This window comes from Arsenicicoccus cauae (assembly GCF_043162025.1).
Lineage (GTDB): Bacteria > Actinomycetota > Actinomycetes > Actinomycetales > Dermatophilaceae > Arsenicicoccus > Arsenicicoccus cauae.
This window is the reverse complement of sequence record NZ_CP171001.1, coordinates 2,714,135-2,739,455: the sequence shown is the minus strand read 5'-3', so window position 1 is coordinate 2,739,455 and position 25,321 is coordinate 2,714,135. Positions and strand designations below refer to the sequence as shown.

Sequence of the window (25,321 nt, the reverse complement as noted above, 5' to 3'; positions counted from 1 at the left end):
CCAGGCCGATGAGACCAAGGCCGGTCGATCTCGTCCTCCCGGAGGAGGAGGTATGCCGACGCGAACCATCCTCCCGAGGGATGCCCCGCCCCGCGCCCCGCCCTAGGTTCGTGGGCATGACGACGAACCAGCCCAGCACGACCACCTCGCTCTTCCTGCTCGTCCTCAAGGACGATGGCAAGCCTGTGTCGATGGGGCAGCAGACGGGCTACGGTCTGGCCGGCGCCCTGCTCTCCGACCTCGTCGCGGCCGGTCGCCTCGGCGTGAGCGACGACGGCAAGAAGCTCCGTGTCCTGGACACCAGCGTGACGGGCGACGAGCTCCTCGACGAGGGGCTGCGCAGGTTCGGGCACAAGGACGGCAAGCGGCTCTCGTCCGTCATCCCCGGAGCAGCCCGCAAGCTCGAGCGCGAGGTCGGGGACTACCTCGCCCGACGCGGGGTGGTGCGGGTCGAGGAGGGCGGCATGCTCGGTCTCAAGCCGCAGCGCTACCCGATCGTGGACGTGAGCCGCGAGGCCGAGCTGCGCCGCGGGCTGGTCGCGGTGTTGCGCGGCGCCTCACCGACGGTCGAGCAGCACGCGCTGGTCGGGCTGGTCCACGGCCTGGAGCTCGGCACCAAGGTCTTCCACCCCGACGAGGTCGGCCTGGACAAGGGTGACCTCAAGCGAGGCATCAAGGCCGTCGCGGAGTCTGCCGGCCCCGGTGCCGACGGCGTTGCCCGGGCGGTCCAGTCGGCCAACGCCGGGATGATCGCGGCGATCACGGCGGCGACCGTCTCCTCCACGAGCGGTTCCAGCTGATCTCGGGGCGGAGCAGGATCAGCGGCCCCCCGCAAGCGATGGCTGGGCTCGCGCCATGATCACCGCGGTGCACACCCTCATCTACTCCGACGACCCCGAGGCGACCCGCGCGTTCCCGAGCGACGTGCCGCAGCTGCCCAGCGTCGGGGTCGACGACTGGCCGATCTATCGCACCGGCCCGTCCGAGCTCGGCGTGCACCCCACGAGTGCCGACCAGGACGGCGAGTCCTGGTCGACCGCGCGCCGCCACGAGATCGCCCACTCCTGATGGGGCACCATGTCACGCCCGATGCTGCCCGATGCCGCGTTCACCCCCGAGACTCCTCCGACCGGAGGATGACCACACCCTGAACGACCAGGGCATCGGTCTGGCCGACCTGGTGGAGAACGTGGCCCAGAGCAGGGACACCGGGCTGGGCGCGGCAATGAGACAGCTCCTGAGCTGCCGCGAGGGGGATCGGGGGTCGGCATACGGGCACGACCGCGAGATCAGCCGGCCCTAGGAACATCAGCCTGGGGGACGAAGGCCGGTCGATGCCCCGGCCCCCGGCGGGTCAGCGGGGGGAGAGTCGCATCGAGACGGAGTTGATGCAGTAGCGCTGGTCGGTCGGCGTCGGGTAGCCCTCGCCCTCGAAGACGTGGCCCAGGTGCGAGCCGCACTGCGCGCACAGCACCTCGACCCGCACCATGCCCAGCGACCGGTCCTCGCGCAGCTCGACGTTGTCGGCCTCGGAGGGGGCGTAGAAGGACGGCCACCCGCAGTGCGAGGAGAACTTCTCGGTGTGCGTGAACAGCTCGGCGCCGCATGCGCGACAGCTGTAGACGCCCTCGGTGGTCGTGTCGGTGTACTCGCCGACGAAGGGTCGCTCGGTGCCGGCCTGGCGCAGGACGGCATACTCGGCGGGCGTCAGCGAGGCACGCCACTGCTCGTCGGACTTGGTCACGGGGTACTCGCGCTGGGTCATACTGGGTCCAACCTCGCGGGGTCGCGGCAGATTCCGCTCACCAGGCCGACAGGAGCACGTCGTGGCGAGCAAGGCCATCTCGATCGAGGTCCCGGGTCCGGACGGCGCGACCCGGCAGGTGCGGGTCTCGAGCCCGGACCGGGTCATGTGGCCTGACGACGGGATCACCAAGGAGGACCTCGCCCGCTACGTCGTGGCGGTGGGGGACCGGCTCGTGGCCCGGCTCGCGGACCGGCCCGTGACCCTGCAGCGCTTCCCCGAGGGGATCACGGGGGAGGAGTTCTACTCCAAGAACCCGCCCCGTGGCGTCCCCGACTACGCCCGCACCGTGGTGTGCACCTATCCCTCCGGTCGCACGCACCCGCAGCTCGTCGTCGACGAGGTGGCGACCGCCGTGTGGGCCGTGCAGATGAACACCGTCACCTTCCACCCCTGGCCCGTCACCACCTCGGACACCGACGACCCCGACGAGCTGCGGATCGACCTCGACCCGCAGCCGGGCACCGGTTTCGCCGAGGCCGTCGAGGCCGCGGGGGTGCTGCGGGAGGTCATGCAGGAGGCGGGCCTGACCCCCTACGTCAAGACGAGCGGCAACCGCGGGCTCCACGTCTTCGCCCCGATCGAGCCGGCGCACGAGTTCCTCGAGGTGCGCCACGCGGTGATCGCCATCGCCCGTGAGCTCGAGCGCCGCGTCCCGGACCTGGTGACCACGGCCTGGTGGAAGGAGCTGCGGGGCGAGCGGATCTTCGCGGACTTCAACCAGGCCTGTCGTGACCGCACCCTGGCCGGTGCCTACAGCCCGCGCCCCCTGCCGGGTGCGCCCGTCAGTATGCCGATCGCCTGGGAGGTCCTCGGGGACATCGCCCCCGGCGACTACACCGTGCGGACGACGCCCGAGATCGTCGCCGCCGAGGACGACCCCTGGGCGGGCTTCGACGACGCCCGGGCACGGGTGGACACCGCGTTGCAGTGGTGGCAGCGGGACGTGGACGAGCGCGGGCTCGGGGAGCTCAACTTCCCCCCGGACTATCCGAAGATGGCGGGCGAGCCGCCGCGGGTGCAGCCGTCCCGGGCCCGCAAGGTCGACGACGCATGAGGGGAGCCGTCGCGCCGGGCACGAGGCCGGGGATCAGCAGGCGAGGCGGATCAGCAGGCCAGGTCGTTCTCGGCCTGCATCGCCAGCATGGCGGCGCCGATGGCGGTGACGTTGCCGACGCGGGTCCGCCGACCGTCGAGGACCTCGACCCGGACCGCCCGCAGAGCCTGCAGCGTCTCGAGGGCCGCGACCACCTCGTCGCCGCGCAGGCCGGTGCGGGCCACGACCTCGGACAGCTCGTGGGTGGGACCGCCGAGCAGGTCCAGCTGCTCCACGGCGCGGAGCACCGGGAGGTCGCGGCTGGCCCAGGTGGCGGCTGGCGTGGTCATGACTTCACTGTCACACGGCATATCCGCAGGTCGGGACCACACCAGGGAACGATCAGGGGATTCACCTGCATGCAGAGTGAGCCGGTGACGGACGGTCACTCGGCGCGACACGCTGTCGTGGGCTACTCGACCAGGACGCGACCGAGGTCATAGCTCGGGGCCCGGCTGACCTGGGCCAGCGTGCAGGACATCGGCTCGCGGTCGGGACGCCAGCGCAGGAAGGTCACGGCGTGCCGGAACCGGGACTTCTCGAGCTGGTCGAAGGCGACCTCCACGACCCGCTCGGGTCGCAGCGGCACGTAGGACACGTCCTTGGACGAGCTGAACCGCGACCGGTCCGTCTCCGCCGCGACCACCGAGCCGTCCTCCTCCCGCATGACATAGGGCTCGAGCTCCTCGACGAGCTCGAGCCGCCGCGCGGCCGTGAACGCCGCGATGCCACCGACGTTGACGATCCGCCCTCCCTCGTCCACGAGCCCGAGCAGCAGCGACCCGACCCCCTGGCCGCTCTTGTGGACCCGGTAGCCCACCACGACCGCCTCCGCGGTCCGCTTGTGCTTGACCTTGAGCATGGTGCGCCGACCCTGCTCGTAGGTCCCGTCCAGCGGCTTGGCGACCACCCCGTCGAGCCCCGCCCCCTCGAAGTCCTCGAACCACGACTGCGCCAGCTCCGGGTCTCGGGTGACCCGGGTCAGGTGGATGCCCGACGCGGGCGAGACGTCCGCGAGCAGGGACTCCAGGGCTGCACGGCGCTCGCGGAAGGGTCGATCCGTGTGGTCCCGGTCGTCGTCGGCCAGCAGGTCGAAGCAGATGAGCTCGGCCGGCGTCTCCGCAGAGAGCTTGGCGACGCGGGAGGCCGCCGGGTGGATCCGCTGGGAGAGCAGGTCCCAGTCCAGGTGCTCGGCGCCGGCGGCACCCGCGCGGACCACGATCTCGGCGTCGACCACGCAGCGAGGGGGCAGGTGCTCGCGCACCCGCTCGACGACCTCGGGGAAGTACCGCGTGAGCGGCTTGGAGCCGCGGCTCGCCAGCTCGATCTCGTCGCCGTCGCGGATCACGATGCAGCGGAAGCCGTCCCACTTCGGCTCGTAGGACAGCCCACCCGGGACGGAGTCCGCGGCCGGGACCGTCGGGACGGCCTTGGCCAGCATGGGGGAGACCGGGGTGGCGATGGGCAGCGTCATACGGCCCATTGTGTCCCTCGTCGAGGGCCGTATGCCGCGCCACGCTCGCGCCACCTGACCCACCCGCGCGCCCTCGGATGTCACGATGGGCGGGTGAGCACGCGCGACAGGGCAGGGGGGCCCGCCGGTGTGCTGCGCGCGCACCCTCGGGCGGTGGCGGCAGCCGTGGCCGGCGGTGTCGGGGCGGTCGGAGCCGCGACGGGCTGGCTGAGCGCCGCGGTCTACCTCGCCAAGAAGGTCGTGACGCCGGAACGCAGACGCCCCGACGACACCGAGGTGGTGTCCTTCGACGAGCGGAGCATCACGCTGAGCCGCACGGCCGAGACCGTGGTGCCCGGCAAGTACGGCCTGTTCCTGGATGGCGGGCAGTCTCACGTGAGGTTCGGCCGGATCCTGGCCGACCACCCGGGGCAGGGCACCATCACCCGGCGGCTGCACGGCGTCGACCTCGGGCGGCTGCACGCCGGACCGGCCCGGTTCCACTCCTACTACTACGCCCTGCGACCCGACGGCGCGCTGGGCCTCCCGACGCGCGACGTGGACGTCCCCGGCGAGGTCGGTCCGCTGCCGTCCTGGCTGGTCCCGCCGCCGGGCGGCCGCGTCGACGGAAGCCGGTGGGCCGTGCTCGTGCACGGTCGCGGCGCGGGCCGGGAGGAGACCGTGCGTGGGATCGCCGCCCTGCACCGCGCCGGCCTGACCTGCCTCACCCCGTCCTACCGCAACGACCAGGTCGCCCCCGCCAGCAACGACGGGTTGTACGGCCTCGGGCTGTCCGAGTGGCGTGACGTGGACGCTGCCGTCGCCTACGCCCTGGAGCACGGCGCCCGAGACGTCGTCCTCGTCGGGTGGTCGATGGGCGGGGCGATCGTGCTGCAGACCCTCATCAACTCCACGCACGGGGACCGCATCTCGCAGGTGGTCCTGGACGGGCCGGTCGTCGACTGGCCGGACGTCCTGCACCACCACGCGCGCGCGATGCGGGTGCCCGGGCAGCTCACCACGCTGAGCATGCGGCTGCTCGGCGTGCCTCCCGGACGGCACCTGGTGGGGATCGAGTCGGTGATCGACCTGGCGGCCACCGACTTCGTGCGGCGGGCCGACGAGCTGCGTCACCCCATCCTGCTGATGCACTCGCTCGACGACGAGTTCGTGCCCGCCCAGCGCTCGCTCGACCTGGCCGCGGCGCGGCCCGACCTCGTCCAGCTGGAGACCTGGCAGGTCGCCCGGCACTGCAAGGAGTGGAACGTCGACCAGCAGCGGTGGGAGCAACTCGTCGAGGGCTTCGTGGGCCGAGGTGCGGCCCCACCTGCGCCGGGGGTGCGACCATAAGCCGCATGGCAAAGACCTCCAAGAAGAAGAAGGCCGCCGACCGCGCCGACGAGGCCGTCGAGACGCTCGTCCGGGACGAGGGCAGCGCAGCCGCGACCGACGAGGCGAAGGCGCACAAGGACGACCAGAAGGCGTCCAAGAAGGCGTCGAAGAAGGACCGCGGCAAGACGTCGAAGGACGGCGCCTCGGAGGTGGTCACGGCGCCGCTCGCCTTCGGCGACCCGGACTTCACGTTCAGCGAGGCCCTGCGCGTGGGGCGGGGATTCGTGCTCGCGGACGTGGACACCCGGTCCACTCCGGGCTACTCCGGCGACAAGAAGTCGGCCGCGATGGACCTCGTGGAGGGCCAGACCGAGCTGTCCGACCTGCAGGAGCGCCTCTGGGCGAACGGCAAGGACGGCGACGGACCGTCGGTCCTGCTGCTCGTGCAGGGCATGGACACCTCCGGCAAGGGCGGCATCATGCGCCACGTGGTCGGCGCGACCGACCCGGGCGGCGTCAAGTACACCGCCTTCAAGGCGCCTACGCCCGAGGAGCGCGCCCACGCCTTCCTGTGGCGCATCGAGCGGGCGCTGCCCGACCCCGGTCAGCTCGGGGTGTTCGACCGGTCGCAGTACGAGGACGTGCTGGTCGTCCGGGTCAACGAGCTGGTGCCGCGCGCCGAGTGGATGCGGCGCTACGCCCAGATCAACGCCTTCGAGCGGGCCGCCCTGGCGCGGGGGATCACCGTCGTCAAGGTGATGCTGCACATCTCCTCCGACGAGCAGCGGTCGCGCCTCGAGGAGCGCCTGGCCCGTCCGGACAAGTACTACAAGTACAACCCGGGCGACATCGCCGAGCGGGGACGCTGGGACGACTACATGGAGGCCTACCAGGCGGTGCTGGCCAAGACGAGCACCAAGGGCGCGCCCTGGCACGTCGTCCCGGCGGACCGCAAGTGGTACGCCCGGCTCGCGGTCCAGCAGATCCTGCTCGAGCACCTGCGGGGGCTGGACCTGGAGTGGCCGGCGGCGACCTTCGACGTGGCGACCGAGCAGGAGCGCCTCGCCCAGACCTGAGTCTCGCGGCACCCGGCGCCCACGTCGGGTGCCCAGCGTCCGGCATACGAGCGGGCCCGCCTCGTCCAGGACGAGGCGGGCCCGCTGCGCGAACGGGGTGCGGAGCGGGACTCAGCCCTCGCCGTCCGCCTTGGTCGCGGGCTGGGCCTTGCCGCCGCTCGACCCGCCGGCCTGGTCGTCCGCACCGCTGTCGGCGCTGTCGTCCTTGTCCTGGTGCTGGTGCGTCACCGGCTCGGTGGGGGCCGGGCGGGCGGCGGGGTCGGTCGTGACCGGCCCCGTGATGCCGGCACCGGTCTTGGCGGTGAGCGGCGACGCCAGCCCGGGGGAGGCCTGCTCGGCCGGCTGCTCGGACCGCAGGACCACCACCGAGCGAGCCGGGACGCGGTTGACGCTGCGGGCCGCCCAGACGCGGGGCTCGGTCAGCTCCGGGTCGGCGGTGTCGAGCACCACGGTCCACTCGGTGCCGTAGTCCTCCGGCGGCATCGTGAAGTCGATGTGGTCGTGGTGGGCGTTGAACAGCAGCAGGAAGTCGTCGTCGACGACCATGCGCCCGCGCTGGTCCGGGGCGGCGATGGCGTGACCGTTGAGGAAGACGCTCAGCGTCTTGGCGTAGCCGGACTCCCAGTCCTGGTCGGACATCTGCGTGCCGTGGGCGGTGAACCAGGCGATGTCGCCGAGGTCGGACATGCCGCCGTGGGCCGCGTCGCCGGCGAAGAACCGACGGCGCCGGAACACGGGGTGGGCGGAGCGCAGCGCGGTCAGCTTGGCCGTGAACTGCTGAAGCGCGAGGTCGTCGGCGTCGAGGTCCCAGTCGATCCAGGAGATCTCGTTGTCCTGGCAGTAGCCGTTGTTGTTGCCGCCCTGGCTGCGCCCCAGCTCGTCGCCGTGGGCCAGCATCGGCACCCCCTGGCTGACGAGCAGGGTGGTGAGGAAGTTGCGCTGCTGCTGGGCGCGCAGGGCGTTGATCTCGGGGTCGTCGGTCGGGCCCTCGACCCCGCAGTTCCACGACCGGTTGTGGCTCTCGCCGTCGTTGTTGCCCTCGCCGTTGGCGTCGTTGTGCTTGTCGTTGTAGGACACGAGGTCGCGCAGCGTGAAGCCGTCGTGCGCGATGACGAAGTTGATCGACGCGATCGGCTTGCGGGCCGAGTGGGCGTACAGGTCGCTGGATCCCGTGATGCGCGAGGCGAACTCGCCGATGGTCGAGGGCTCCCCACGCCAGAAGTCGCGGACGGTGTCGCGGTACTTGCCGTTCCACTCGGTCCACAGCGGGGGGAAGTTGCCGACCTGGTAGCCGCCGTCGCCCACGTCCCACGGCTCGGCGATCAGCTTGACCTGGCTGACCACCGGGTCCTGCTGGATCAGGTCGAAGAACGCCGACAGCTTGTCGACCTCGTGGAACTGACGTGCGAGGGTCGCCGCCAGGTCGAACCGGAAGCCGTCGACGTGCATCTCGGTGACCCAGTAGCGCAGCGAGTCCATGATGAGCTGCAGCACGTGCGGGTTGCGCATCAGCAGCGAGTTGCCGGTGCCCGTGGTGTCGTAGTAGCTCGCGAGGTCGTCGCTCACGAGGCGGTAGTACGCGTTGTTGTCCAGGCCGCGGAAGGCCAGCGTCGGGCCCATGTGGTTGCCCTCGGCCGTGTGGTTGTAGACGACGTCGAGGATGACCTCGATGTCGGCCTCGTGCAGCGCCTTGACCATGGCCTTGAACTCCGTGACCTGCTGGCCGCGGGTGCCGGAGGAGGCGTACTCGTTGTGCGGGGCGAGGAAGCCGATGGTGTTGTAGCCCCAGTAGTTGCGCAGCCCCTTCTCCTGCAGCGAGGTGTCCTGGATGAACTGGTGCACCGGGAGCAGCTCGATCGCCGTGATGCCGAGCTGCTTGAGGTGCGTGATCACGGCCGGGTGCGCGATGGCGGCGTACGTGCCGCGGATGTCCTCGGGCACCTCGGGGTGCGTCATCGTCAGGCCCTTGACGTGCGCCTCGTAGATGATCGTGTCGTGGTACTCCCGGCGCGGCGGTCGGTCGTGGCCCCAGTCGAAGTAGGGGTTGATGACGACGGACAGCATCGTATGGCCGAGGGAGTCGATGTCGTTGAACGCCGACGGGTCGTCGAACCGGTAGGAGAACAGCGCCTCGTCGTTGCTGATCTGGCCGTCGATCGCCTTGGCGTAGGGGTCGAGCAGCAGCTTGGCCGGGTTGCACCGGTGGCCGCTCGCCGGGTCGAAGGGGCCGTGGACGCGATATCCGTAGCGCTGACCCGGCTGGATCTGCGGGATGTAGCAGTGCCACACGTAGCCGTCGACCTCGGTGAGGGAGACGCGCTGCTCCGCGCCCTCGTCGTCGACGAGGCACAGCTCGACGTGCTCGGCGACCTCGGAGAAGACGGCGAAGTTCACGCCGCTGCCGTCGAACGTGGCGCCGAGGGGATACGGCTTGCCGGGCCAGATTTCCATGAAGGGGTTCGTCCTCGCGTGCAGTGGTGGTGGGATCGATCAACCGGTCACCTTACGCGGTCCACGAGACCCCCCGGGGGATTGCGGGTCTCGGCGAGACGACATCACGTCTCGACAACGAGCCCCACGTGCCCCTCGTGCCCCAGCCGTCCCGGCCGGGCGCGCGTCCTAGCGTCGTGGCCATGACCCCTCGGACGGCCCTGCGACACCTGCTCCAGCAGGTGCCCGGTGGGCTGTCCTTCGCGCGCCTCGTGCGCGAGACGGTCCGCGTCTGCCTGCGCTACCGCGTGACAGGGCTCGCCTCCGAGGCGGGCTTCTTCGCCCTCCTCTCCCTGCCCCCGCTGGTCCTCGGCCTGATCGGGGGACTGGGATATGCCGGGAGCTGGGCCGGGCAGGGCACCGTCGACCAGGTGGTGGCCGGGCTCGCCGCCTACGCGCGGCGGTTCCTGACGGACGACAGCGTGGGCGCGGTCATCGTCCCGACGATCGACGAGGTGCTGCGGGGAGGTCGCATCGATCTGGTGTCGCTGGGGTTCGTCCTGTCCCTGTGGTCGGGTTCGCGGGCCCTGAACGTCTTCATCGACACCATCTCGATCATGTATGGCCAGAGCGGGGTCCGCGGCATCGTGCGCGCCCGGACCCTGTCCTTCACGATGTACTCCGTCGCCGTGATGGTCGGCGCAGTGCTGATGCCGCTGGTCCTGCTCGGCCCCGCGATCCTGTCCCGGGTCCTGCCGGGGCCGGAGGTGCTCGTCGGCATCGTCCACGGGACCCTCGTCACCGGTGGCGTGCTGTGGGCGGTGACCTCGCTCTACCACGTTGCCACGCCCCGGCGCTCGCCCTGGCGCCGGGACCTTCCGGGGGCCGCCCTCACCGTGGTGCTCTGGGTGCTCGTCTCCTACGTCGTGCGGACCTGGCTCGGTGCGTCCATCGGCGGGACCTCCGTCTACGGACCACTGTCCGCACCCATCGTCCTGCTCGTCTGGCTCTACCTCCTCGCCATCGCCGTCCTGATCGGAGCCGCCATGAACGCTGCCGTCCGCCACCTGTGGCCCGTGCCCGACCGGCCCAGCGCCCGGGCCCGGGTGGTCGAGGCGGTCCGGACCGAGCTCGAGGTGCGCCGCGAGCCGCGCCCGCGGACCTCGCCGTTCGGGCCGGTGATCGTGGGTCTCGTGGCCGACGCGCGGGGTGCTCAGGAATTGGACGTCCCGCGGCGGCATCGGTTAGTGTCGGTCAGCACGCACGGCGGGTGAAGGTGCACGCTGCGGATTCACCAAGATCCGGCGACCGCACGGTGCAGCACGCGGACATAGCTCAGTTGGTAGAGCGCAACCTTGCCAAGGTTGAGGTCGCCGGTTCGAGCCCGGTTGTCCGCTCCGAGGGTCCTGGACCCTCAGGGGGGTCCTCGGACCCTCCGGTGATGCATTGGCTAGCATGGTTGCACCTGCCACCATGCTGGCGCATCGGCACGGTGGAGTGGCCGAGAGGCGAGGCAACGGCCTGCAAAGCCGTGTACACGGGTTCAAATCCCGTCTCCACCTCGGGCGATTGGCGCAGCGGTAGCGCGCTTCCTTGACACGGAAGAGGTCACTGGTTCAAACCCAGTATCGCCCACCACCTCCAGCGGGCCCCGGACCGATCGGTCCGGGGCCCGCTGGCGTGTGCGGACCGGGATGCGGCTGGGCCATCGGTTGCGTTGGTACGGTGACGGGACCTGCCACGACGACCCCAGCGACGGAGACACCCTGGACCCCACGGAGCGCCCGGAGCACCCGCGGCCGGCCGGTGCGGACCGGCTGCCCCGGTGGTTGCGCGCGTCACCGCAGGACCCGGAGCGCGAGGCCCGGGTGTACGCCGGTCGCGCGCTGCTGGGCGTGCTGGTCGGGTGCGTGTGCGCGGTGCTGCTGCTGACCGCGATGTACCCCTCGCTGAGGTTCACCAACCAGCGCCCGGAGCGGACGACCGTCGCTGCGCCACCACCCGCCACCACGCGCGCCGCCCTGGCCCGGGCCGAGGCGGCTCCGGCGGCCGGCGTGCTGCGCGCCCTCCTCGCGCCCGTGCCGGCGGGGATGCCGTCCGGCCTGGTCGACGCGTCGTCCGTGACGGGCACCGTGTCGCCGGCCGTGTCGCCCACGTGCGACACCCCCGTCTCGCCGGTCCTGTCGCGCTCGCGCACCTGGGCGAGCCCGCCGGGCGCCGGAGGGTTCGGCTCCGGCGTGACGGTGACGGCCACGGCATACGGGCCGGGAGCCGGTGCACCGGCCCTCGACGCGATGCTGGTCGCGCGCCAGGAGTGCGTGGGGCAGACCCGGGTGACGGCCTCCTCGGGGCTCGGTGTGCAGACGCTGCGGGCCGCCAGGACCAAGGGGGCGGTGGACACGCGGTCGGTGCTGTTCCGGCGCGGCGACGTGGTGGTGTCGGTGTCCGGCACCGGGCGGCCCGTGCCCGAGGACGCCGCGGCCGACCTCGACCGCCGGCTGGCCCAGCTGCTCGCTCCGCTGTGCGCCGACCAGGACTCGACGACGGCCGACTTCGCCCGCTCTCCGCTCATCACGCGGACCGCCTTCACGGGCCTGCAGGTGCCTCGCGGGGTGGACCTGCCGGCCCAGGGCACGCCGCTGCCCGACCTCGCGCCCCCGCACGCCGGCACCCCGTTGCCTCCCGTCACGACCCCCACGCCGCCACAACCGCCCTACTGGCCCGAGCGGGCCCCCGACCCGGTCCCGAGCCCTACCGAGCCGCAGCCGCCGACGCCCTACCCCGTCCAGACGTCCTACCTCGCGCCCGCCCCCGACGAGCGGGGGCCCGGCTGCGGCTGGGCGTTCACCGGCACCATCGCGCCGACCTACGACGAGCAGGCGGCGGCCGCCACGCAGGAGCAGCGGAGGAAGGCGGCGGTGACGGCCATGCAGGCCGCCGTCGCGGCCTACCCCGCGGCGGTCCGGGCCTACGAGCAGGCGTGGCAGCGCTACCAGCGCGAGGCGCAGGCCTACACCGACTACGCGGTGGCCGCGCAGCAGGTGGAGAGCGCGTGGGCGACCATCCGCGCCCAGCAGGAGACCTACCGGGTGGCGCTCGAGGGCTACCAGCAGGCCCTGGCGGCCTACGACGCGGAGACTCGCCGTCGCGAGGACCTGGCGACGGCCTACGCCTCGGCGGTCGCGGCCTGCGCGACGACGGTGCCGCCGCCGTCCACGGACCCGGCGCAGCCCTCGCCGGCACCGAGCGCGACCAGCGTCCCGGCACCCACGTGCCCCCCGGCACGGGACCCGGCCCTCGACCTGCCGCCTCCCGCCTCGCCCACCTCGCCGTCCCCGCCGCCCGACCCACGCCCCACCCCGAGGCCCTGACGATGACCATCCCGTACGACGACCGGCCTGGCGGGCGGCAGCCCGCCCCTCGGCGACGTGCCCTCATGGCGCGGCTGGTCGGTGTCGCGGCGGTGGCCGGTCTCGCGGCCGCCGCCACGGCCGCGCCCGCGGTGATGATGACCGGCGCCGCGGCCAACAGCGTCGCGGACTACTGGGACGCGCTGCCGACCACGCTGCCCATCGAGCCGGTGCCGCAGCGGTCCACGATCCTCGCGGCGGACGGCAGCATCGTCGCGACGTTCTACTCCGAGAACCGCGTCGAGCTGCCTCTCGCGCAGGTCGCCCCCGTCGCGCGCCGGGCCGTGGTGGCGGTCGAGGACGACCGCTTCTACGAGCACGGCGGGGTCGACCTGCGCGGCACCCTGCGCGCGCTGGTCAACAACGCCGGGGACGGGGGCCGCCAGGGTGGGTCGACCCTCACGCAGCAGTACGTCAAGAACGTCCTGCTCAACAACGCCGAGACGCCGCAGGACCGCGCGCGGGCCACCGAGACGACGATCACGCGCAAGGCGCAGGAGGCCAAGCTCGCGGCGGCGCTCAACCGGACCATGAGCAAGGACGACATCCTGCAGGGCTACCTCAACATCGCCTACTTCGGCGACGGCGCCTACGGCATCGGCACGGCCGCACAGCACTTCTTCTCCGTCCCGGCGTCCCGACTGACCCTCACCCAGGCCGCGCTGCTCGCGGGTCTGGTCCAGAACCCCTACGGCTACAACCCGATGGTGCACCCCGAGCAGGCGCTGAAGCGCCGCAACGTCGTGCTGGCACGCATGCGCGACACGGGGGTCATCACCGCGCCGGAGGCGGCCCAGGCGCAGCGAACCCCGCTCGGGCTCAAGCCGTCCGAGGCCGCCAACGGGTGCACGGCCAGCCGCTACCCCTTCTACTGCCAGTGGGTCAGGGACACGCTCGAGCGGGACCCTACCTTCGGCGCCACCCCGGCGCAGCGACGTCGGTTCATGAACTCCGGGCTGACGATCCGGACCGCTCTGCAGCCGAGGCTCGCCGATCAGGCCCAGCGCGCCGCCGACGATGCGCTCGGGCGTGACAACCAGTTCGCCGCCGGGGTGGCGGTCGTGCAGCCCGGGACCGGGCAGGTCGTGGCCTTCGCGCAGAACCGCTCGTTCGGTCTGGGGCAGGGCCGGACCAACCAGATCTATCCGGCGCTGACGGCCTTTCAGCCGGGCTCGACCTTCAAACCCATCACGTATGCCGCGGCGCTCGAGGGCGGCTTCCCCGTCAACGGCGTCCAGGACGCGCCCGCGCGCTACCGCCCGGACAAGCTGAGCTATCCGCCTGGGGGATACCGCAACTCGATGGCGGCCGACGCGGGCCGGCTCACGGCCGGTCAGGCGCTCGCCCGCTCGTCCAACACGTGGTTCGTCATGCTGGAGGAGCAGGTCGGCGTGCCCAAGGTGGTCCAGATGGCCAACCGGCTCGGGATGACCTTGCCCGCCGACAAGATCGGGGCGGACGAGGGGTCCACGACCCTGGGGACGCACGACGCGTCACCGATCCAGGTGGCCTCCGTCTACGCGTCCTTCGCGGCCCACGGCAGGGTGTGCAAGCCGGTCGGCATCGTGGCCATCACCGGCGCCGACGGCAAGCCGCGCAAGGCGCCCGACCCGCAGTGCCACCAGGAGATCCGGCCGGGCATCGCCGACGCCGTGACCGCGGGTCTCGCGGAGACCATCGACGGCCCCGACCCGTACCGCACCGGCAAGCGCCTGTCGATCGGGCGCCCGGTCGCCGGCAAGACCGGGACCATGGACGGCAACGCCGCCGTGTGGTTCGCGGGCTACACCCCCCAGCTCGCGACCGCCGTGTGGGTGGGGGATCCGCGCGGAGGCCAGAAGCACCCCATCGACAGCGTGCAGCTCTACGGCCGCCGCATCGGCTCCGTCTTCGGCTCCACGGCGGCCGGACCCATCTGGCAGGACGCCATGCGGTCCATGCACGAGGGGCTCCCGGTCCAGGGTTTCGCGCCCGTCGGGCCCGCCGAGCTGGCCGGCACCCACGCCGTCATGCCCGACGTCCGGGGCCTGGGGCGCGACCAGGCCGTCCGCGTGCTGCAGGACTCGGGCTTCGACGTCACGCTGGCACCGACGGCGGCGGGCCCAGATCCGTTGCGGCCCAAGGACGTCGTGGCCGCGCAGGCCCCGGCGCCTGGCACGGCGGTGGGTCTGTCGGGCAAGGCCACGATCACGCTCAGCGCAGGCTCGGACCTGACCGTCCGGCTGCCCGACGCCCCGTAACCTCGATTTGGGCCGCACGTCACCCATCGGCTATCGTTTCTACGCGCACCACGGCGTGGTGCAGGCGGACATAGCTCAGTTGGTAGAGCGCAACCTTGCCAAGGTTGAGGTCGCCGGTTCGAGCCCGGTTGTCCGCTCCGACGAGGGGCGCGAGAGATCGCGCCCCTCGCCCTAGGGCGATTGGCGCAGCGGTAGCGCGCTTCCTTGACACGGAAGAGGTCACTGGTTCAAACCCAGTATCGCCCACCACAGCGAACCCCCTCTGGCCGCAGCGATGCGACCAGAGGGGGTTCGTGCGTCTGGGGCCGAGGTCCTGATCGTGGCCGCCGGGGCTCAACCCTGGCGGGACGTCCTGGCGTCACGAAGGCCCGGTGCCCTCACCACGTGAGAGCACCGGGCCTTCGACATACGGGAGGGGCTGCGGCTCAGGCGACCGGGCGCACCGGCATCCGCTGGATGTCCAGGATGTGGCGCAGGCGCCGCAGGATCTGGGACAGCAGCCGCGAGACCTGCACCTGGCTGACACCGATCTCGTCGGCGATCTCCTGCTGCGTCATCTCCGAGAAGTAGCGCAGCTCGATGATCTTGCGCTGGCGCGGGGTCAGGCAGTCCAGGAGCGTGTGGACGGTCATCTCGTTCATCAGGTTGGCGAGGTCGTCGTCGTCGTCCGGGATCAGGTGCCCCAGCGTCGTGGACGAGCCCTCGCCGGTCGGGTGCTCGAGCGACAGCGGCTGGTAGCCGGTGGCGGCGCGCTCGACGTCGGCGAGCTCCTGCGCCGTCAGGCCCAGGGCGTCGGCCACCTCGGTGGAGGTGGGGGCGCGGCCGAGCTTCTGCTCCAGCTCCTGCTGGGTCTCGCGGACGCGGGGACGCAGCTCCTGCAGCCGGCGCGGCGGGCGCACGGACCAGCACTTGTCCCGGAAGTGCTTGCGCAGCTCACCGATGATGGTGGGGGTGGCGAAGTCGATGAGGCTGACCCCGTGGGAGGGGTCGTAGCGCAGGACTGCCATGACCAGGCCCAGGTTGGCGACCTGCTCGAGGTCGTCGGCGGGTTCGCCACGGTTGCGGTAGCGGCTCGCGAGCCGCTTGGCGAGCGACAGGTTGTCGGAGATGACCTTGTTGTAGACGGCCTGGCGCTCCTCGGCGGGGAGGTCGGGGATCGTGGCGAGAAGTCGTTCGGACTCGCCGTCGCCGACGGGCCGGACGTGCGGCAGGCCGAAGACGATGTGATGAGAAGACTTGCTCAACAGGGGAACCTCGATCGTTGTCGGGGTAAGACAGGCCGTCTTCTAGACCTGCGGGCCGGCCGGTACCCGCTAGGGGACGCCCTCGGTGCCAGCCTTGTCAGCGATACTACCCACGGATGCTGGCGCAACCCCACCTTTGGCGGAAACACAGGTTGTGACCAGACGAATCGGGTCATCGACGTGCATCAACGCGCAAAGGGGGCGTGAACATGACGGAGCGTGACTGGGCCTGGAGGCGGCGACTCAGGGCGGACCCGCGCAGCCACGCCGTGTATCGGGCGGTCGTCGGGGCGGTCGGCCTGGTGATCGTGGTGGTCGGTCTGATCCTGGTGCCGTTCCCCGGGCCGGGGTGGCTGATCGTCTTTCTCGGCGTCCTCGTCTGGGCGACGGAGTTCGCGTGGGCCCAGCGGCTGCACGGGTGGGGGATGGGGCACCTGCGGCGGTGGAACGACTGGCTCCTGCGGCAACCGGTGTGGGTGCGCGCGGCCGTCGGCCTGGCCACGGCGGCGTTCGTCGGGCTGGTCGTCCTGACCACCATGGCGATCACCGGCGTGCCCGCCTGGCTGCCCGACCCGGTGGAGCGAGTCCTGGTCGATCTGCTGCCCTGAGACCCGATTTCGTGCTGGACCCCGACACCGGATACGATGCCGTAGTTGTCCGCCGCGGCGGCACCTGGACGTGTAGCTCAGTTGGTTAGAGCGTTCGCTTCACACGCGAGAGGTCAGGGGTTCGAGTCCCTTCACGTCCACCATCATCGAGAGGGGCCGGACGCTGTGGGCGTGCCGGTCCCTCTGGCGTTGCCGACGGGGTCGATCCGGCTGGCGGCGCGGATTGGCCCTGGTCGGTGCTGGGGGTGCACGCTTGACCCATGGCATCCAGCGTCACGCCCGTGTGGCCCCTCACCGACATCGCCGTCTATCCCGTCAAGGGTGAGCCGGGCCGTCCCCTGCGCCAGGCCGTGCTCACCGACTCCGGCCTCGTCGGCGACCGCGCCAAGCGGCACCCGCTCCTGGTCGCCACGGCCACGCAGGCAGCCGGCGACCTGCGCGCCAACCTGGTCCTCGACATGAGCGACGACGAGCTGGCCGCCCTCGAGGGGCAAGAGCTGCGGATCGGTGACGTGGTGGTGCGGCTGGGGTGCAAGCCGAGCGCCTGCGAGGGCCTGTATGCCGAGACCGTCAAGGGCGGCGATCTGCTGGTGGGGGACCAGGCGCGCGTCGTGCGCTGCTGCGCGTCCTTCTGACCACTCGGCGGGAGGTCATCCTGACCGAACCCGGTTGCCCTGCCCGATAGCCTAGGAAGAACGTCACCGCAGCGGTGACGGCCGCCCGCGAGGCAGCGGGACGTCATACGAGAACGAACTGGAGACACCTGTGTCAGCCGACATCACCGTGCACATCGCTGGAGACGAGCGAACGGTGACGGCAGGCACGACTGCCGCCGACCTGTTCGCCGACGACCGCCGCATCGTCGTGGCCCGCATGGGTGGCGAGCTCAAGGACCTGGCCACGGAGCTGCGCGACGGCGATCAGGTCGAGGGCGTCGACATCGCCAGCGACGACGGCCTCGACGTGCTGCGGCACTCCTGCGCGCACGTGATGGCGCAGGCCGTGCAGCAGGTCAACCCCGACGCCAGGCTCGGTATCGGACCGCCGGTCCGCGACGGCTTCTACTACGACTTCCAGGTGGACGAGCCTTTCACGCCCGAGGACCTCAAGGCCCTCGAGAAGGTCATGCAGAAGATCATCAACGAGGGGCAGACCTTCCGCCGCCGCGTGGTGAGCGAGACCGAGGCGCTGGAGGAGCTCGCGGGCGAGCCCTTCAAGTGCGAGCTGGTCGGGCTCAAGGGCTCGATGACCCACGACGACGAGGACGCCGGAGCGGGCGTCGAGGTCGGCGCGGGCGAGCTCACGATCTACGACAACGTCCGCCGCGACGGCACCGTCGCGTGGAGCGACCTGTGCCGCGGCCCGCACCTGCCGAGCACCAAGATCATCGCCAACGGCTTCAAGCTCATGCGCTCCGCCGCCGCCTACTGGCGCGGCAACCAGGCCAACGAGCAGCTGCAGCGCCTCTACGGCACGGCCTGGCCCAGCAAGGACGAGCTGCGCGCCTATCTCGACCGCCTCGCCGAGGCCGAGAAGCGCGACCACCGCAAGCTGGGCGTCGAGCTCGATCTGTTCTCCTTCCCCGACGAGATCGGCTCCGGCCTGCCCGTGTTCCACCCCAAGGGCGGGATCATCAAGCGGGAGATGGAGGACTACGTCCGGCGCCGGCACATCGAGGAGGGCTTCGAGTACGTCGGCACCCCGCACATTGCCAAGGACGGGCTCTTCCACACCTCCGGGCACCTGCCGTACTACGCGGACACGATGTTCCCGCCGCTGCACGTGGACGAGGAGCGCAACGACGCCGGCGAGGTGACCAAGCCGGGTCAGGACTACCGCCTCAAGGCGATGAACTGCCCGATGCACAACCTCATCTACCGTTCCCGTGGCCGGTCCTACCGCGAGCTCCCCCTGCGGCTCTTCGAGTTCGGTTCGGTCTACCGCTACGAGAAGTCCGGGGTCATTCACGGGCTGACGCGCGTGCGCGGCTTCGCCCAGGACGACTCGCACTCCTATGTCACGGCCGAGCAGGCGCCGGCGGAGATCAAGCACCTGCTGGACTTCGTGCTCGGGCTGCTGCGCGACTTCGGGCTGTCCGACTTCTACCTCGAGCTGTCCACGCGGGAGACCGAGGGCGCCAAGAAGGACAAGTTCATCGGCTCGGACGAGCAGTGGGAGGCCGCGACCCGCGTGCTGGAGCAGGTGTGCCTCGAGTCGGGTCTCAAGCTCGTGCCGGACCCGGGCGGCGCCGCCTACTACGGCCCCAAGGTGTCGGTGCAGGCCCGCGACGCCATCGGGCGCACCTGGCAGATGTCGACCATCCAGTACGACTTCAACCAGCCGGAGCGCTTCGGGCTGGAGTACCAGGCCGCCGACGGCACCCGCAAGCAGCCGGTCATGATCCACTCGGCCAAGTTCGGGTCGATCGAGCGGTTCATGGGGGTGCTGGTCGAGCACTACGCGGGGGCCTTCCCGGTGTGGCTGTCCCCGGTCCAGGTGACGGGCGTCCCGGTGGCCGAGGACTTCGCGGACTACCTGGAGGACGTGGCGCGGCAGCTGCGCCGCCGGGGCGTGCGGGTCGAGGTGGACCACAGCGACGACCGCTTCCCCAAGAAGATCCGCAACGCCTCGAAGTCCAAGGTGCCCTACGTGCTCATCGCGGGGGGCGAGGACGTCGAGGCGGGGGCGGTGTCCTTCCGCTACCGCGACGGGTCGCAGCGCAACGGGATCCCGGTGGGACAGGCTGTCGAGGAGATCGTGCGGTCCGTGGAGTCCCGTGAGCAGGTCATGACCGCGCCTATCGGCTCGCCCGAGGCGTCGCCCGAGGCGGTCGAGCCCGCTGAGCCCACCACGACCGCCGAGACTGCCTGAGCGCCGCTCGCGCCTGACGGCACGCGCTCGGCATACCGGCGCAGGATGACCGACGGCACCCACCCCCCGGGGGTGGGTGCCGTGTCGCGTCCTCAGGCCTGGTCGGTGCCCGCCGCTGACGCCGCCGCCGCAAGGCCGCGGTCGAGGTCGGCCAGGATGTCGTCGATGTGCTCCAGGCCCACCGACAGGCGCACCAGGCCGGGCGTGACGCCGGCCCCGAGGCGGTCCTCGTCCGACCCCTGCGAGTGCGTCGTCGAGGCCGGGTGGATGACGAGCGAGCGGACGTCGCCGATGTTGGCGACGTGGCTGTGCAGCTCAAGAGCGTCCACGAAGGCCCGCCCCGCGTCGACCCCACCGGCGAGCTCGAAGGAGAACACCGAACCGGATCCCTTGGGGCAGTAGCGTTCTGCGCGCGCGTTCTCCGGGCTGCCGTCGAGCGAGGCGTAGTAGACGCGCTCGACCTGCGGGTGGCCCGCCAGGTGCTCGACGACGCGGCGGGTGTTGGCGAGGTGCCGCTCGATGCGCAGCGACAGGGTCTCGATGCCGAGGCCCACGAGGAAGGCGTTGAACGGCGAGCACGCCGAGCCGAGGTCGCGCAGCAGCTCGACGCGCGCCTTGAGGATGAACGCCAGGTTGGCGCCGAGCGCCGAGCCGACCCCGAGGTCGCGGGCGTAGACGAGCCCGTGGTAGCTGTCGGACGGCGTGTTGAGCTGCGGGAAGCGCTCGGGGTCCTGGGCGTAGTCGAACGTGCCGGCATCGACGAGCGCCCCCACGATCGACGTGCCGTGGCCGCCGAGGAACTTCGTGGCCGAGTGGATGACGACGTCGGCGCCGTGCTCGATCGGGCGGATGAGGTAGGGCGTCGCGACGGTGTTGTCGACGAACAACGGCACGCCCGCCTCGTGGGCGACCTCGGCGATCCCGGCGATGTCGAGGACCTTCTGGTCGGGGTTGGAGATCGTCTCGCCGAAGAAGAGCTTGGTCTCCGGGCGGACCGCGGCGCGCCACTGCTCAAGGTCTGCCTGGTCGTCGACGAAGGTCGTCGTGATCCCCAGCTTCGGGAGCGTGTAGCGCAGCAGGTTGTAGGTCCCGCCATACAGCGCGGGGGAGGCCACGACGTGGTCGCCCGCCTGCGCGACGTTGAGGATCGCGAAGGTCGTCGCCGCCATGCCCGACCCCAGCAGCAGCGCGCCGACCCCACCCTCCAGCGTCGCGATGCGCTCCTCGATGGCGTTGTTCGTCGGGTTGCCGAGGCGGGTGTAGATCGGTCCGAGGTCCGACAGCGCGAACCGGTCCGCCGCGACCTGCGCGTCGTCGAAGACGAACGAGGTGGTCTGGTAGATCGGTAGCGCCCGCGCGCCCGTCTCGGAGTCCGGGGTCTGCCCCGCATGGATCTGCTTGGTCTCGAATGCCCAGTCGCTCATGACCACGTACCCTTCCTGACGCTCATGACCTGCGGCGACTCTAGGAGGGGTCTCGCAGGGCGAGGGAGGGGCGTCCCGGCATACGGACCACGCTCCCATGGAGTGACGGTTTGGTCACGAGGAGGTGCCGAGACCCTCGACCGATGGTTCACTGTGGCCATGAGCGCCCCTGCCCACATCCGCCGTGCCCGTCCGCACGACGCGTTCGCCGTTGCCGCGATGATGCTGCAGCTCGGCAGGGAGCGCGGCGCCTCGCCGGACCCGGAGTTCATCGACCGGTTCGCCGACGCCTGGCTGCGCAGCAGCGGTTCCCACGCCTACTGGCTCGCCGAGATCGAGAAGCGGCCCCTCGGCATCGCCGGCGTCACCCTCGTCGAGCAGCTGCCCGTTCTCGGCGGCCCCCGGCGCTCGCGGTGGGGCCAGGTGCACACGATGTTCGTGACGCCGACCTTCCGCCGGTGCGGGATCGGTGGGCAGATGGCGCGGGAGGTGTTCGCGTGGTCCTCGGCCGAGGGGCTGACGCACCTGCGCGGTGACCTCACCGAGCTCGGCCCGGCAGCCCCGGGCATCGCGCGTCGTCTGGGTGGACGGCCCGCTCATGAGGGGATCTTCGAGTCGGTGCTGAGGGTCCCCGCAACGCTCTTCTGAGTTCATCCGGTCATGGACCAGACCGTGCGCGTCAAGGCCCTGGGTGGCCTGTTCGCCATCATGGACCCGTTCGTCGCCCTGCCGATGTCCTGACGCTCACTGCCGGGTATGACGCCGCGCGCGGCAACGCAGGACCACCGTCCGTCTGGCGGCATATGGGCCTCGTGATGTCGTTGGTGGTCATGGTGGCGGGCACGGCGATCCTGTCACTCTCCGGCCTGCTCCGTCAGTCGGAGAAGGGGGAGGGCTGCTGCGGCTGCGGCGGCGCGAGGTCCGCCAGCAGCTGCAGGTAGCGGTCCTGGACGGTGACGCGCGTGATGTCCCGCAGGCGCCACGCGGACAGGGCGTCCCACTGCGCGTCCGACCCCAGCTCCAGCAGCATGAGCGTGCCCTCGGCGACCAGGGCGGGGGCCCCGACGAAGACGTCGTCCTCGCTGTCGCGAAGGTCCAGCCCCACCAGCGGGAAGCGGTCGGCCAGTCCTGCGAGCAGCGCGTCCGTGCGGTCCAGGTCGAGGTCCTCGAGAGCGGCCGGCGGCCAGCGGTCGTCCCGCTCGAAGGCGCGGCGTTCGACGGTGGCGGGCTCGACGCGGTGGATGCGCTCGAGGGCGGCCAGCCGGACAGCGGCGTAGCCGTCGGGCCACGGTGCGGCGAGCGCGACCAGGCACCAGCGGCGACCCACGCCGACGCAGTAGCCGACGACGTCGTCACCGTCCCGGGTCGTGAGGCGCACGCAGGTCGTCTGATCGATGGCGTCCTGGAGCGTCGCGCGGATGCGGGCCCGACGGGTGTCGGCGTGCTTGGTCATGGCGCCCAGCATGCCAGGCTGCCCTGGGCGACCTCGTCGAAGCCGTCACCGATCATCCAGTGGGCGTCCACCTCGGCCACCTCGTCGTTGTCGGCGATCTGGTGTGCCTTGGTCCACTCCCGAGCGGTCGAGAAGGTCCACGTCCTGTGCAGGAAGTGCCCGTCCACCGCGCTGATCCGTGGGGCGGACCGGGAGCGCGACGCGTCGAGCAACGCCTGGAGGCGGTGGAGCTCCTGCCGGGTCTCCTTCACGGCTGCCCGAGCAGGAAGGTCGGGATCTGACGGTCCGTCTCGGTCTGGTAGTCGGCGCAGGGCGGGAACGCCTCGACGCAGCGGGGCCACCCACCGGCGCGCTCGTCATCGGTGGCCAGGCGCGCCACCTGACGCGTGACGGTCGTGCCGTCCTGCAGGCGCAGGTGCGGGTGGGCGACCAGGTTGTGGAACCACTGCGGGTGCTCCGGGGCGCCGGGCGTGGGGTCTGGCGTCGTCGCCATACCGTCGAGTCTAGGATCGAGGGGTGACAGACCTCCAGGGCCCGCGCAGCATCGAGGACGCCGGCCAGCTCGCCGGCGTGGACGACGGGTTCGAGCGTCTGTGGACGCCGCACCGCATGGCCTACATCCAGGCGGACCGGCCGAGCACCGGTCCGGGACAGGGATGCCCGTTCTGCGCGGCCCCCGACAAGGACGACGCCGACGGGCTGATCGTGCACCGCGGCGAGCTGTGCTTCGTGGTGATGAACCTCTTCCCGTACAACCCCGGGCACCTGCTCGTCTGCCCCTACCGGCACGTCCCGCTCTACCTCGACCTCACCGACGACGAGACCGAGGAGTTCACCCGGCTGACCAAGGCGGCCATCCGCGCGCTGGAGGCGGCGAGCAGCCCGATGGGCTTCAACCTCGGCATGAACCAGGGCGCCGTCGCCGGGGCGGGCGTCGCCGCGCACCTGCACCAGCACGTGGTGCCGCGGTGGGGCGGCGACATGAACTTCCTGCCGATCGTCGGTCAGACCAAGGCCCTGCCCGTCCTGCTCGAGGACACCCGGCAACAGATCGTGGCGGCCTGGCCGGGGGAGTGAGCCGTATGCCGGACCTGCCCGCCATGCCGACGGACCCCCAGCCCGTCCTCCTCTACGACGACACGACCGCCCTCGGCCGGGCGCGGGCGCGGGTGCTGTGGCACGTGGTGTCGCGCGACAGGTTCGAGCTGCGGCCCTGGCGCCGGGTGGCGCTCGAGCGGTGGGGTCTCGCCCCCGAGGACTGCCGCGGACACCTGGTCTGGGTCGGCGGGGACGGCACGGTGACCCGCGGCCGCGGGGTCTGGCCGGAGCTGCTGCGGCACGGCCACCGCTTCCTGCGGCCGGGTGTGCGCCCGGTGGAGGGGCTCGTCAGAGCGCGCGCACGCCGCTGACTACCATCACCACGCCGAAGGCCAGGAAGAGCAGGGCGGCGCCGATCTTGATGGTGCGTTCTGGCAGCTTGCGGCCGAGCAGGGCCCCGGCACCGATCGCGAGGGCGTCGGCCGCCACCATGCCGAGCGTGGAGCCCACCCACGTGCCGAACCACCCCTCCTGGGTGGCCAGGGTGATGGTCGCGAGCATGGTCTTGTCGCCCAGCTCGGCCAGGAAGAAAGCCGTGCCGACCGCGAGCAGCGCCATGCCGCGGCTGTTGCGGGCCTTGGCGGCCTCGTCGTCCGTCAGCTCGTCGCCGCGCAGGGTCCACGCGGCGAAGGCCAGGAAGGCGATGCCCGCCACGACCTGGATGGCGCCCTGGGCGTCGGCGAAGACGTCACCGATGGCGTAGCCGATACCGACGGACGCGAGGTGGACCAGGGCCGTGGCCGCGGTGATCCCGAGGAGCACGTCCCGGGCGCGGTAGCGGGCGGCGAAGGTCATGGCCATCAGCTGGCTCTTGTCGCCGAGCTCGGCGGCGAAGATCACCGCGGTGCTCAGGAGGAAGGCGTACACGAGGGGGTCCTCTCAGGCCTGCCGGACCCGCGTCGTGGACGGACCTCGGCCAGGCACGTCCGTCGACGGGGTGCTGGTCGAAAGTCTCGTCCGCCACGAGGTCGTGGCCTGCCGAGCCGGGCCCTAGGGCCAATGTGTCGACTCGACTGTTGGGGACTACTCCCTTTCGTCGCCCAGGATAGCGGTTGGCGCCTCAGGCGTTGATCTGGTCGCTGTCGAGGTGGCGGACCCGGTTGACCCAGAGCACGCGCCACTCGCCGTCCTCGTGCCGCAGGGCGGTCACCGAGGAGTTGGACAGCTCGAACTTGCGGCCGGCCTCGCCGATCCCGGCGGCCGCCCCGATCAGCAGCTGACCGAAGTGCTGGTGGGTGAGGATGCCGATCTTGGCCCGGTCCCCGTGACGGGACGCCAGGTCGTCGAGGACCGCGGCGGCCCGGCGCTGGGCCTCGGCGTGCTCCTCCTCGAAGCCGCCGTCCCACTCCGAGCCCTGCTCGACGTCGGCCGGCAGCGTGAGGGACGGCGCGATGTCGTGCATATCCTGCGTGCTGAGGCCGGGGTAGGGGCGGCGCACGCCGGTGGCAGGGTGGGCGGCGTACAGGCCACCGACCTCGCCCAGGTCCGTCCGGCCGATGGGCTCGAGCCCTAGGGCGTCGGCGAGCGGGGCGACGGTCTGCAGGCACCGGTGCGTGAGGGCGGTGTGGAGGACCTCCACGTCGAGGTGGCTGCGGTCCTCCCGCACCGCCTCGGCGAGGCGCCGGGCCTGTTCGTGACCGAGCTCGGACAGCTCGGAGTCGGGCGTGCGGCCTGCGCGGCTGCCGGTCTCGGCATACAGCTTGTTGTTCTCGGACTGACCGTGGCGGATGACGAAGAGGTCCATGCCCCAGAGTCTGTCATCCGCCACGGCCGGCGCCCAGC

25 protein-coding genes and 6 tRNA genes are annotated in these 25,321 nt (G+C 71.5%); 20 read left to right on the top strand and 11 right to left on the bottom strand.

The window, feature by feature from the left end; all coding sequences use genetic code 11:
- Positions 1-116 precede the first annotated feature (116 nt).
- Positions 117-800, top strand: a complete 684-nt coding sequence (locus ACF3NS_RS12850) for a GPP34 family phosphoprotein (RefSeq protein ID WP_154591902.1) — start codon at positions 117-119, stop codon at positions 798-800.
- 55 nt (positions 801-855) lie between these two features.
- On the top strand, positions 856-1,068 hold the full coding sequence (locus ACF3NS_RS12845; RefSeq protein WP_392466478.1) for a hypothetical protein: 213 nt from the start codon (positions 856-858) through the stop codon (positions 1,066-1,068).
- 286 nt (positions 1,069-1,354) lie between these two features.
- Here ACF3NS_RS12845 and msrB read toward each other — a convergent pair whose 3' ends face one another.
- Positions 1,355-1,765, bottom strand: coding sequence for a peptide-methionine (R)-S-oxide reductase MsrB (gene msrB, locus ACF3NS_RS12840; RefSeq protein ID WP_154591901.1), 411 nt, complete (start codon positions 1,763-1,765; stop codon positions 1,355-1,357).
- 61 nt (positions 1,766-1,826) lie between these two features.
- On the opposite strand from msrB, the gene ligD reads away from it, so the two are divergent.
- Positions 1,827-2,861, top strand: a complete 1,035-nt coding sequence (ligD, locus tag ACF3NS_RS12835; protein WP_392466475.1) for a non-homologous end-joining DNA ligase — start codon at positions 1,827-1,829, stop codon at positions 2,859-2,861.
- 50 nt (positions 2,862-2,911) lie between these two features.
- On the opposite strand, the gene ACF3NS_RS12830 is transcribed toward ligD, so the two are convergent.
- Positions 2,912-3,190, bottom strand: a complete 279-nt coding sequence (locus ACF3NS_RS12830) for a hypothetical protein (protein ID WP_154591900.1) — start codon at positions 3,188-3,190, stop codon at positions 2,912-2,914.
- Between the two features lie 122 nt (positions 3,191-3,312).
- Positions 3,313-4,374, bottom strand: a complete 1,062-nt coding sequence (locus ACF3NS_RS12825) for an ATP-dependent DNA ligase (protein ID WP_288799889.1) — start codon at positions 4,372-4,374, stop codon at positions 3,313-3,315.
- Positions 4,375-4,467: 93 nt separating this feature from the next.
- Here ACF3NS_RS12825 and ACF3NS_RS12820 point away from each other — a divergent pair, with 93 nt between their 5' ends.
- Together ACF3NS_RS12820 and ACF3NS_RS12815 are read left to right on the top strand one after the other, a co-directional pair.
- On the top strand, positions 4,468-5,703 hold the full coding sequence (locus tag ACF3NS_RS12820) for an alpha/beta hydrolase family protein (RefSeq protein WP_392466472.1): 1,236 nt from the start codon (positions 4,468-4,470) through the stop codon (positions 5,701-5,703).
- Positions 5,704-5,708: 5 nt separating this feature from the next.
- Positions 5,709-6,761, top strand: a complete 1,053-nt coding sequence (locus tag ACF3NS_RS12815; protein WP_392466470.1) for a PPK2 family polyphosphate kinase — start codon at positions 5,709-5,711, stop codon at positions 6,759-6,761.
- A 111-nt stretch (positions 6,762-6,872) separates the two neighbouring features.
- Here the strand turns inward: ACF3NS_RS12815 and glgX are convergent, their stop codons facing one another.
- On the bottom strand, positions 6,873-9,212 hold the full coding sequence (gene glgX / locus ACF3NS_RS12810) for a glycogen debranching protein GlgX (RefSeq protein ID WP_289032861.1): 2,340 nt from the start codon (positions 9,210-9,212) through the stop codon (positions 6,873-6,875).
- Positions 9,213-9,394: 182 nt separating this feature from the next.
- Here glgX and ACF3NS_RS12805 point away from each other — a divergent pair, with 182 nt between their 5' ends.
- From ACF3NS_RS12805 to ACF3NS_RS12770, 8 genes are all read left to right on the top strand, one after another.
- The gene (locus ACF3NS_RS12805) at positions 9,395-10,465 is read left to right on the top strand and encodes a YihY/virulence factor BrkB family protein (RefSeq protein WP_392466468.1); all 1,071 of its coding nucleotides are present in this window, start codon (positions 9,395-9,397) and stop codon (positions 10,463-10,465) included.
- Between the two features lie 50 nt (positions 10,466-10,515).
- Positions 10,516-10,588, top strand: a tRNA-Gly gene (locus tag ACF3NS_RS12800).
- 94 nt (positions 10,589-10,682) lie between these two features.
- Positions 10,683-10,753 (top strand) — tRNA-Cys (locus ACF3NS_RS12795).
- 1 nt (position 10,754) lies between these two features.
- A tRNA-Val gene (locus ACF3NS_RS12790) sits at positions 10,755-10,829 on the top strand.
- 56 nt (positions 10,830-10,885) lie between these two features.
- Positions 10,886-12,562 carry a hypothetical protein gene (locus ACF3NS_RS12785; protein ID WP_154591895.1) on the top strand — a complete coding sequence of 559 codons (1,677 nt, stop codon included), beginning with the start codon at positions 10,886-10,888 and terminating at the stop codon, positions 12,560-12,562.
- Positions 12,563-12,564: 2 nt separating this feature from the next.
- On the top strand, positions 12,565-14,841 hold the full coding sequence (locus tag ACF3NS_RS12780; RefSeq protein ID WP_154591894.1) for a transglycosylase domain-containing protein: 2,277 nt from the start codon (positions 12,565-12,567) through the stop codon (positions 14,839-14,841).
- Positions 14,842-14,905: 64 nt separating this feature from the next.
- Positions 14,906-14,978 (top strand) — tRNA-Gly (locus ACF3NS_RS12775).
- A 37-nt stretch (positions 14,979-15,015) separates the two neighbouring features.
- A tRNA-Val gene (locus ACF3NS_RS12770) sits at positions 15,016-15,090 on the top strand.
- Positions 15,091-15,266: 176 nt separating this feature from the next.
- Here the strand turns inward: ACF3NS_RS12770 and ACF3NS_RS12765 are convergent.
- Positions 15,267-16,085, bottom strand: a complete 819-nt coding sequence (locus ACF3NS_RS12765; RefSeq protein ID WP_392466466.1) for a SigB/SigF/SigG family RNA polymerase sigma factor — start codon at positions 16,083-16,085, stop codon at positions 15,267-15,269.
- A gap of 209 nt (positions 16,086-16,294) precedes the next feature.
- Here ACF3NS_RS12765 and ACF3NS_RS12760 point away from each other — a divergent pair, with 209 nt between their 5' ends.
- The 4 genes from ACF3NS_RS12760 (at position 16,295) to thrS (ending at position 19,564) form a co-directional block, all read left to right on the top strand.
- On the top strand, positions 16,295-16,693 hold the full coding sequence (locus tag ACF3NS_RS12760) for a TIGR02611 family protein (protein ID WP_392466464.1): 399 nt from the start codon (positions 16,295-16,297) through the stop codon (positions 16,691-16,693).
- Positions 16,694-16,759: 66 nt separating this feature from the next.
- Positions 16,760-16,836: transfer RNA gene (locus tag ACF3NS_RS12755), tRNA-Val, on the top strand.
- A gap of 117 nt (positions 16,837-16,953) precedes the next feature.
- The gene (locus ACF3NS_RS12750) at positions 16,954-17,328 is read left to right on the top strand and encodes a hypothetical protein (RefSeq protein ID WP_154591891.1); all 375 of its coding nucleotides are present in this window, start codon (positions 16,954-16,956) and stop codon (positions 17,326-17,328) included.
- A 130-nt stretch (positions 17,329-17,458) separates the two neighbouring features.
- Positions 17,459-19,564 carry a threonine--tRNA ligase gene (gene thrS / locus ACF3NS_RS12745; protein WP_392466462.1) on the top strand — a complete coding sequence of 702 codons (2,106 nt, stop codon included), beginning with the start codon at positions 17,459-17,461 and terminating at the stop codon, positions 19,562-19,564.
- 92 nt (positions 19,565-19,656) lie between these two features.
- Here the strand turns inward: thrS and ACF3NS_RS12740 are convergent, their stop codons facing one another.
- Positions 19,657-20,988 (bottom strand): bifunctional o-acetylhomoserine/o-acetylserine sulfhydrylase, encoded by a 1,332-nt coding sequence (locus ACF3NS_RS12740; RefSeq protein WP_392466460.1) that lies wholly within the window; start codon positions 20,986-20,988, stop codon positions 19,657-19,659.
- A 159-nt stretch (positions 20,989-21,147) separates the two neighbouring features.
- Here ACF3NS_RS12740 and ACF3NS_RS12735 point away from each other — a divergent pair, with 159 nt between their 5' ends.
- Positions 21,148-21,636 carry a GNAT family N-acetyltransferase gene (locus ACF3NS_RS12735; protein ID WP_154591888.1) on the top strand — a complete coding sequence of 163 codons (489 nt, stop codon included), beginning with the start codon at positions 21,148-21,150 and terminating at the stop codon, positions 21,634-21,636.
- 226 nt (positions 21,637-21,862) lie between these two features.
- Here ACF3NS_RS12735 and ACF3NS_RS12730 read toward each other — a convergent pair whose 3' ends face one another.
- Genes ACF3NS_RS12730 through ACF3NS_RS12720 form a run of 3 tightly spaced genes read right to left on the bottom strand, consistent with a single transcriptional unit; the run spans position 21,863 to position 22,934 of the window.
- A complete protein-coding gene (locus ACF3NS_RS12730; protein ID WP_392466459.1) occupies positions 21,863-22,441 on the bottom strand; it encodes a hypothetical protein in 579 nt (192 codons plus the stop codon).
- Positions 22,438-22,692: a hypothetical protein gene (locus tag ACF3NS_RS12725; RefSeq protein WP_392466457.1), complete on the bottom strand. Its 255-nt coding sequence runs from the start codon at positions 22,690-22,692 to the stop codon at positions 22,438-22,440. The genes ACF3NS_RS12730 and ACF3NS_RS12725 overlap by 4 nt, the downstream gene beginning before the upstream one ends.
- Positions 22,689-22,934 (bottom strand): nitroreductase/quinone reductase family protein, encoded by a 246-nt coding sequence (locus ACF3NS_RS12720; protein ID WP_288798892.1) that lies wholly within the window; start codon positions 22,932-22,934, stop codon positions 22,689-22,691. Before ACF3NS_RS12720 ends, ACF3NS_RS12725 begins: the two co-directional genes overlap by 4 nt.
- 23 nt (positions 22,935-22,957) lie before the next feature.
- On the opposite strand from ACF3NS_RS12720, the gene ACF3NS_RS12715 reads away from it, so the two are divergent.
- Positions 22,958-23,518: an HIT domain-containing protein gene (locus tag ACF3NS_RS12715; RefSeq protein WP_311966321.1), complete on the top strand. Its 561-nt coding sequence runs from the start codon at positions 22,958-22,960 to the stop codon at positions 23,516-23,518.
- Between the two features lie 5 nt (positions 23,519-23,523).
- Positions 23,524-23,850: a hypothetical protein gene (locus ACF3NS_RS12710; RefSeq protein WP_154591885.1), complete on the top strand. Its 327-nt coding sequence runs from the start codon at positions 23,524-23,526 to the stop codon at positions 23,848-23,850.
- On the opposite strand, the gene ACF3NS_RS12705 is transcribed toward ACF3NS_RS12710, so the two are convergent.
- Positions 23,828-24,406, bottom strand: a complete 579-nt coding sequence (locus ACF3NS_RS12705) for a TMEM165/GDT1 family protein (protein WP_392466454.1) — start codon at positions 24,404-24,406, stop codon at positions 23,828-23,830. The two genes, ACF3NS_RS12710 and ACF3NS_RS12705, sit on opposite strands and share 23 nt — an antisense overlap.
- 193 nt (positions 24,407-24,599) lie before the next feature.
- Positions 24,600-25,283: a histidine phosphatase family protein gene (locus tag ACF3NS_RS12700; protein ID WP_392466453.1), complete on the bottom strand. Its 684-nt coding sequence runs from the start codon at positions 25,281-25,283 to the stop codon at positions 24,600-24,602.
- Positions 25,284-25,321 lie beyond the last annotated feature (38 nt).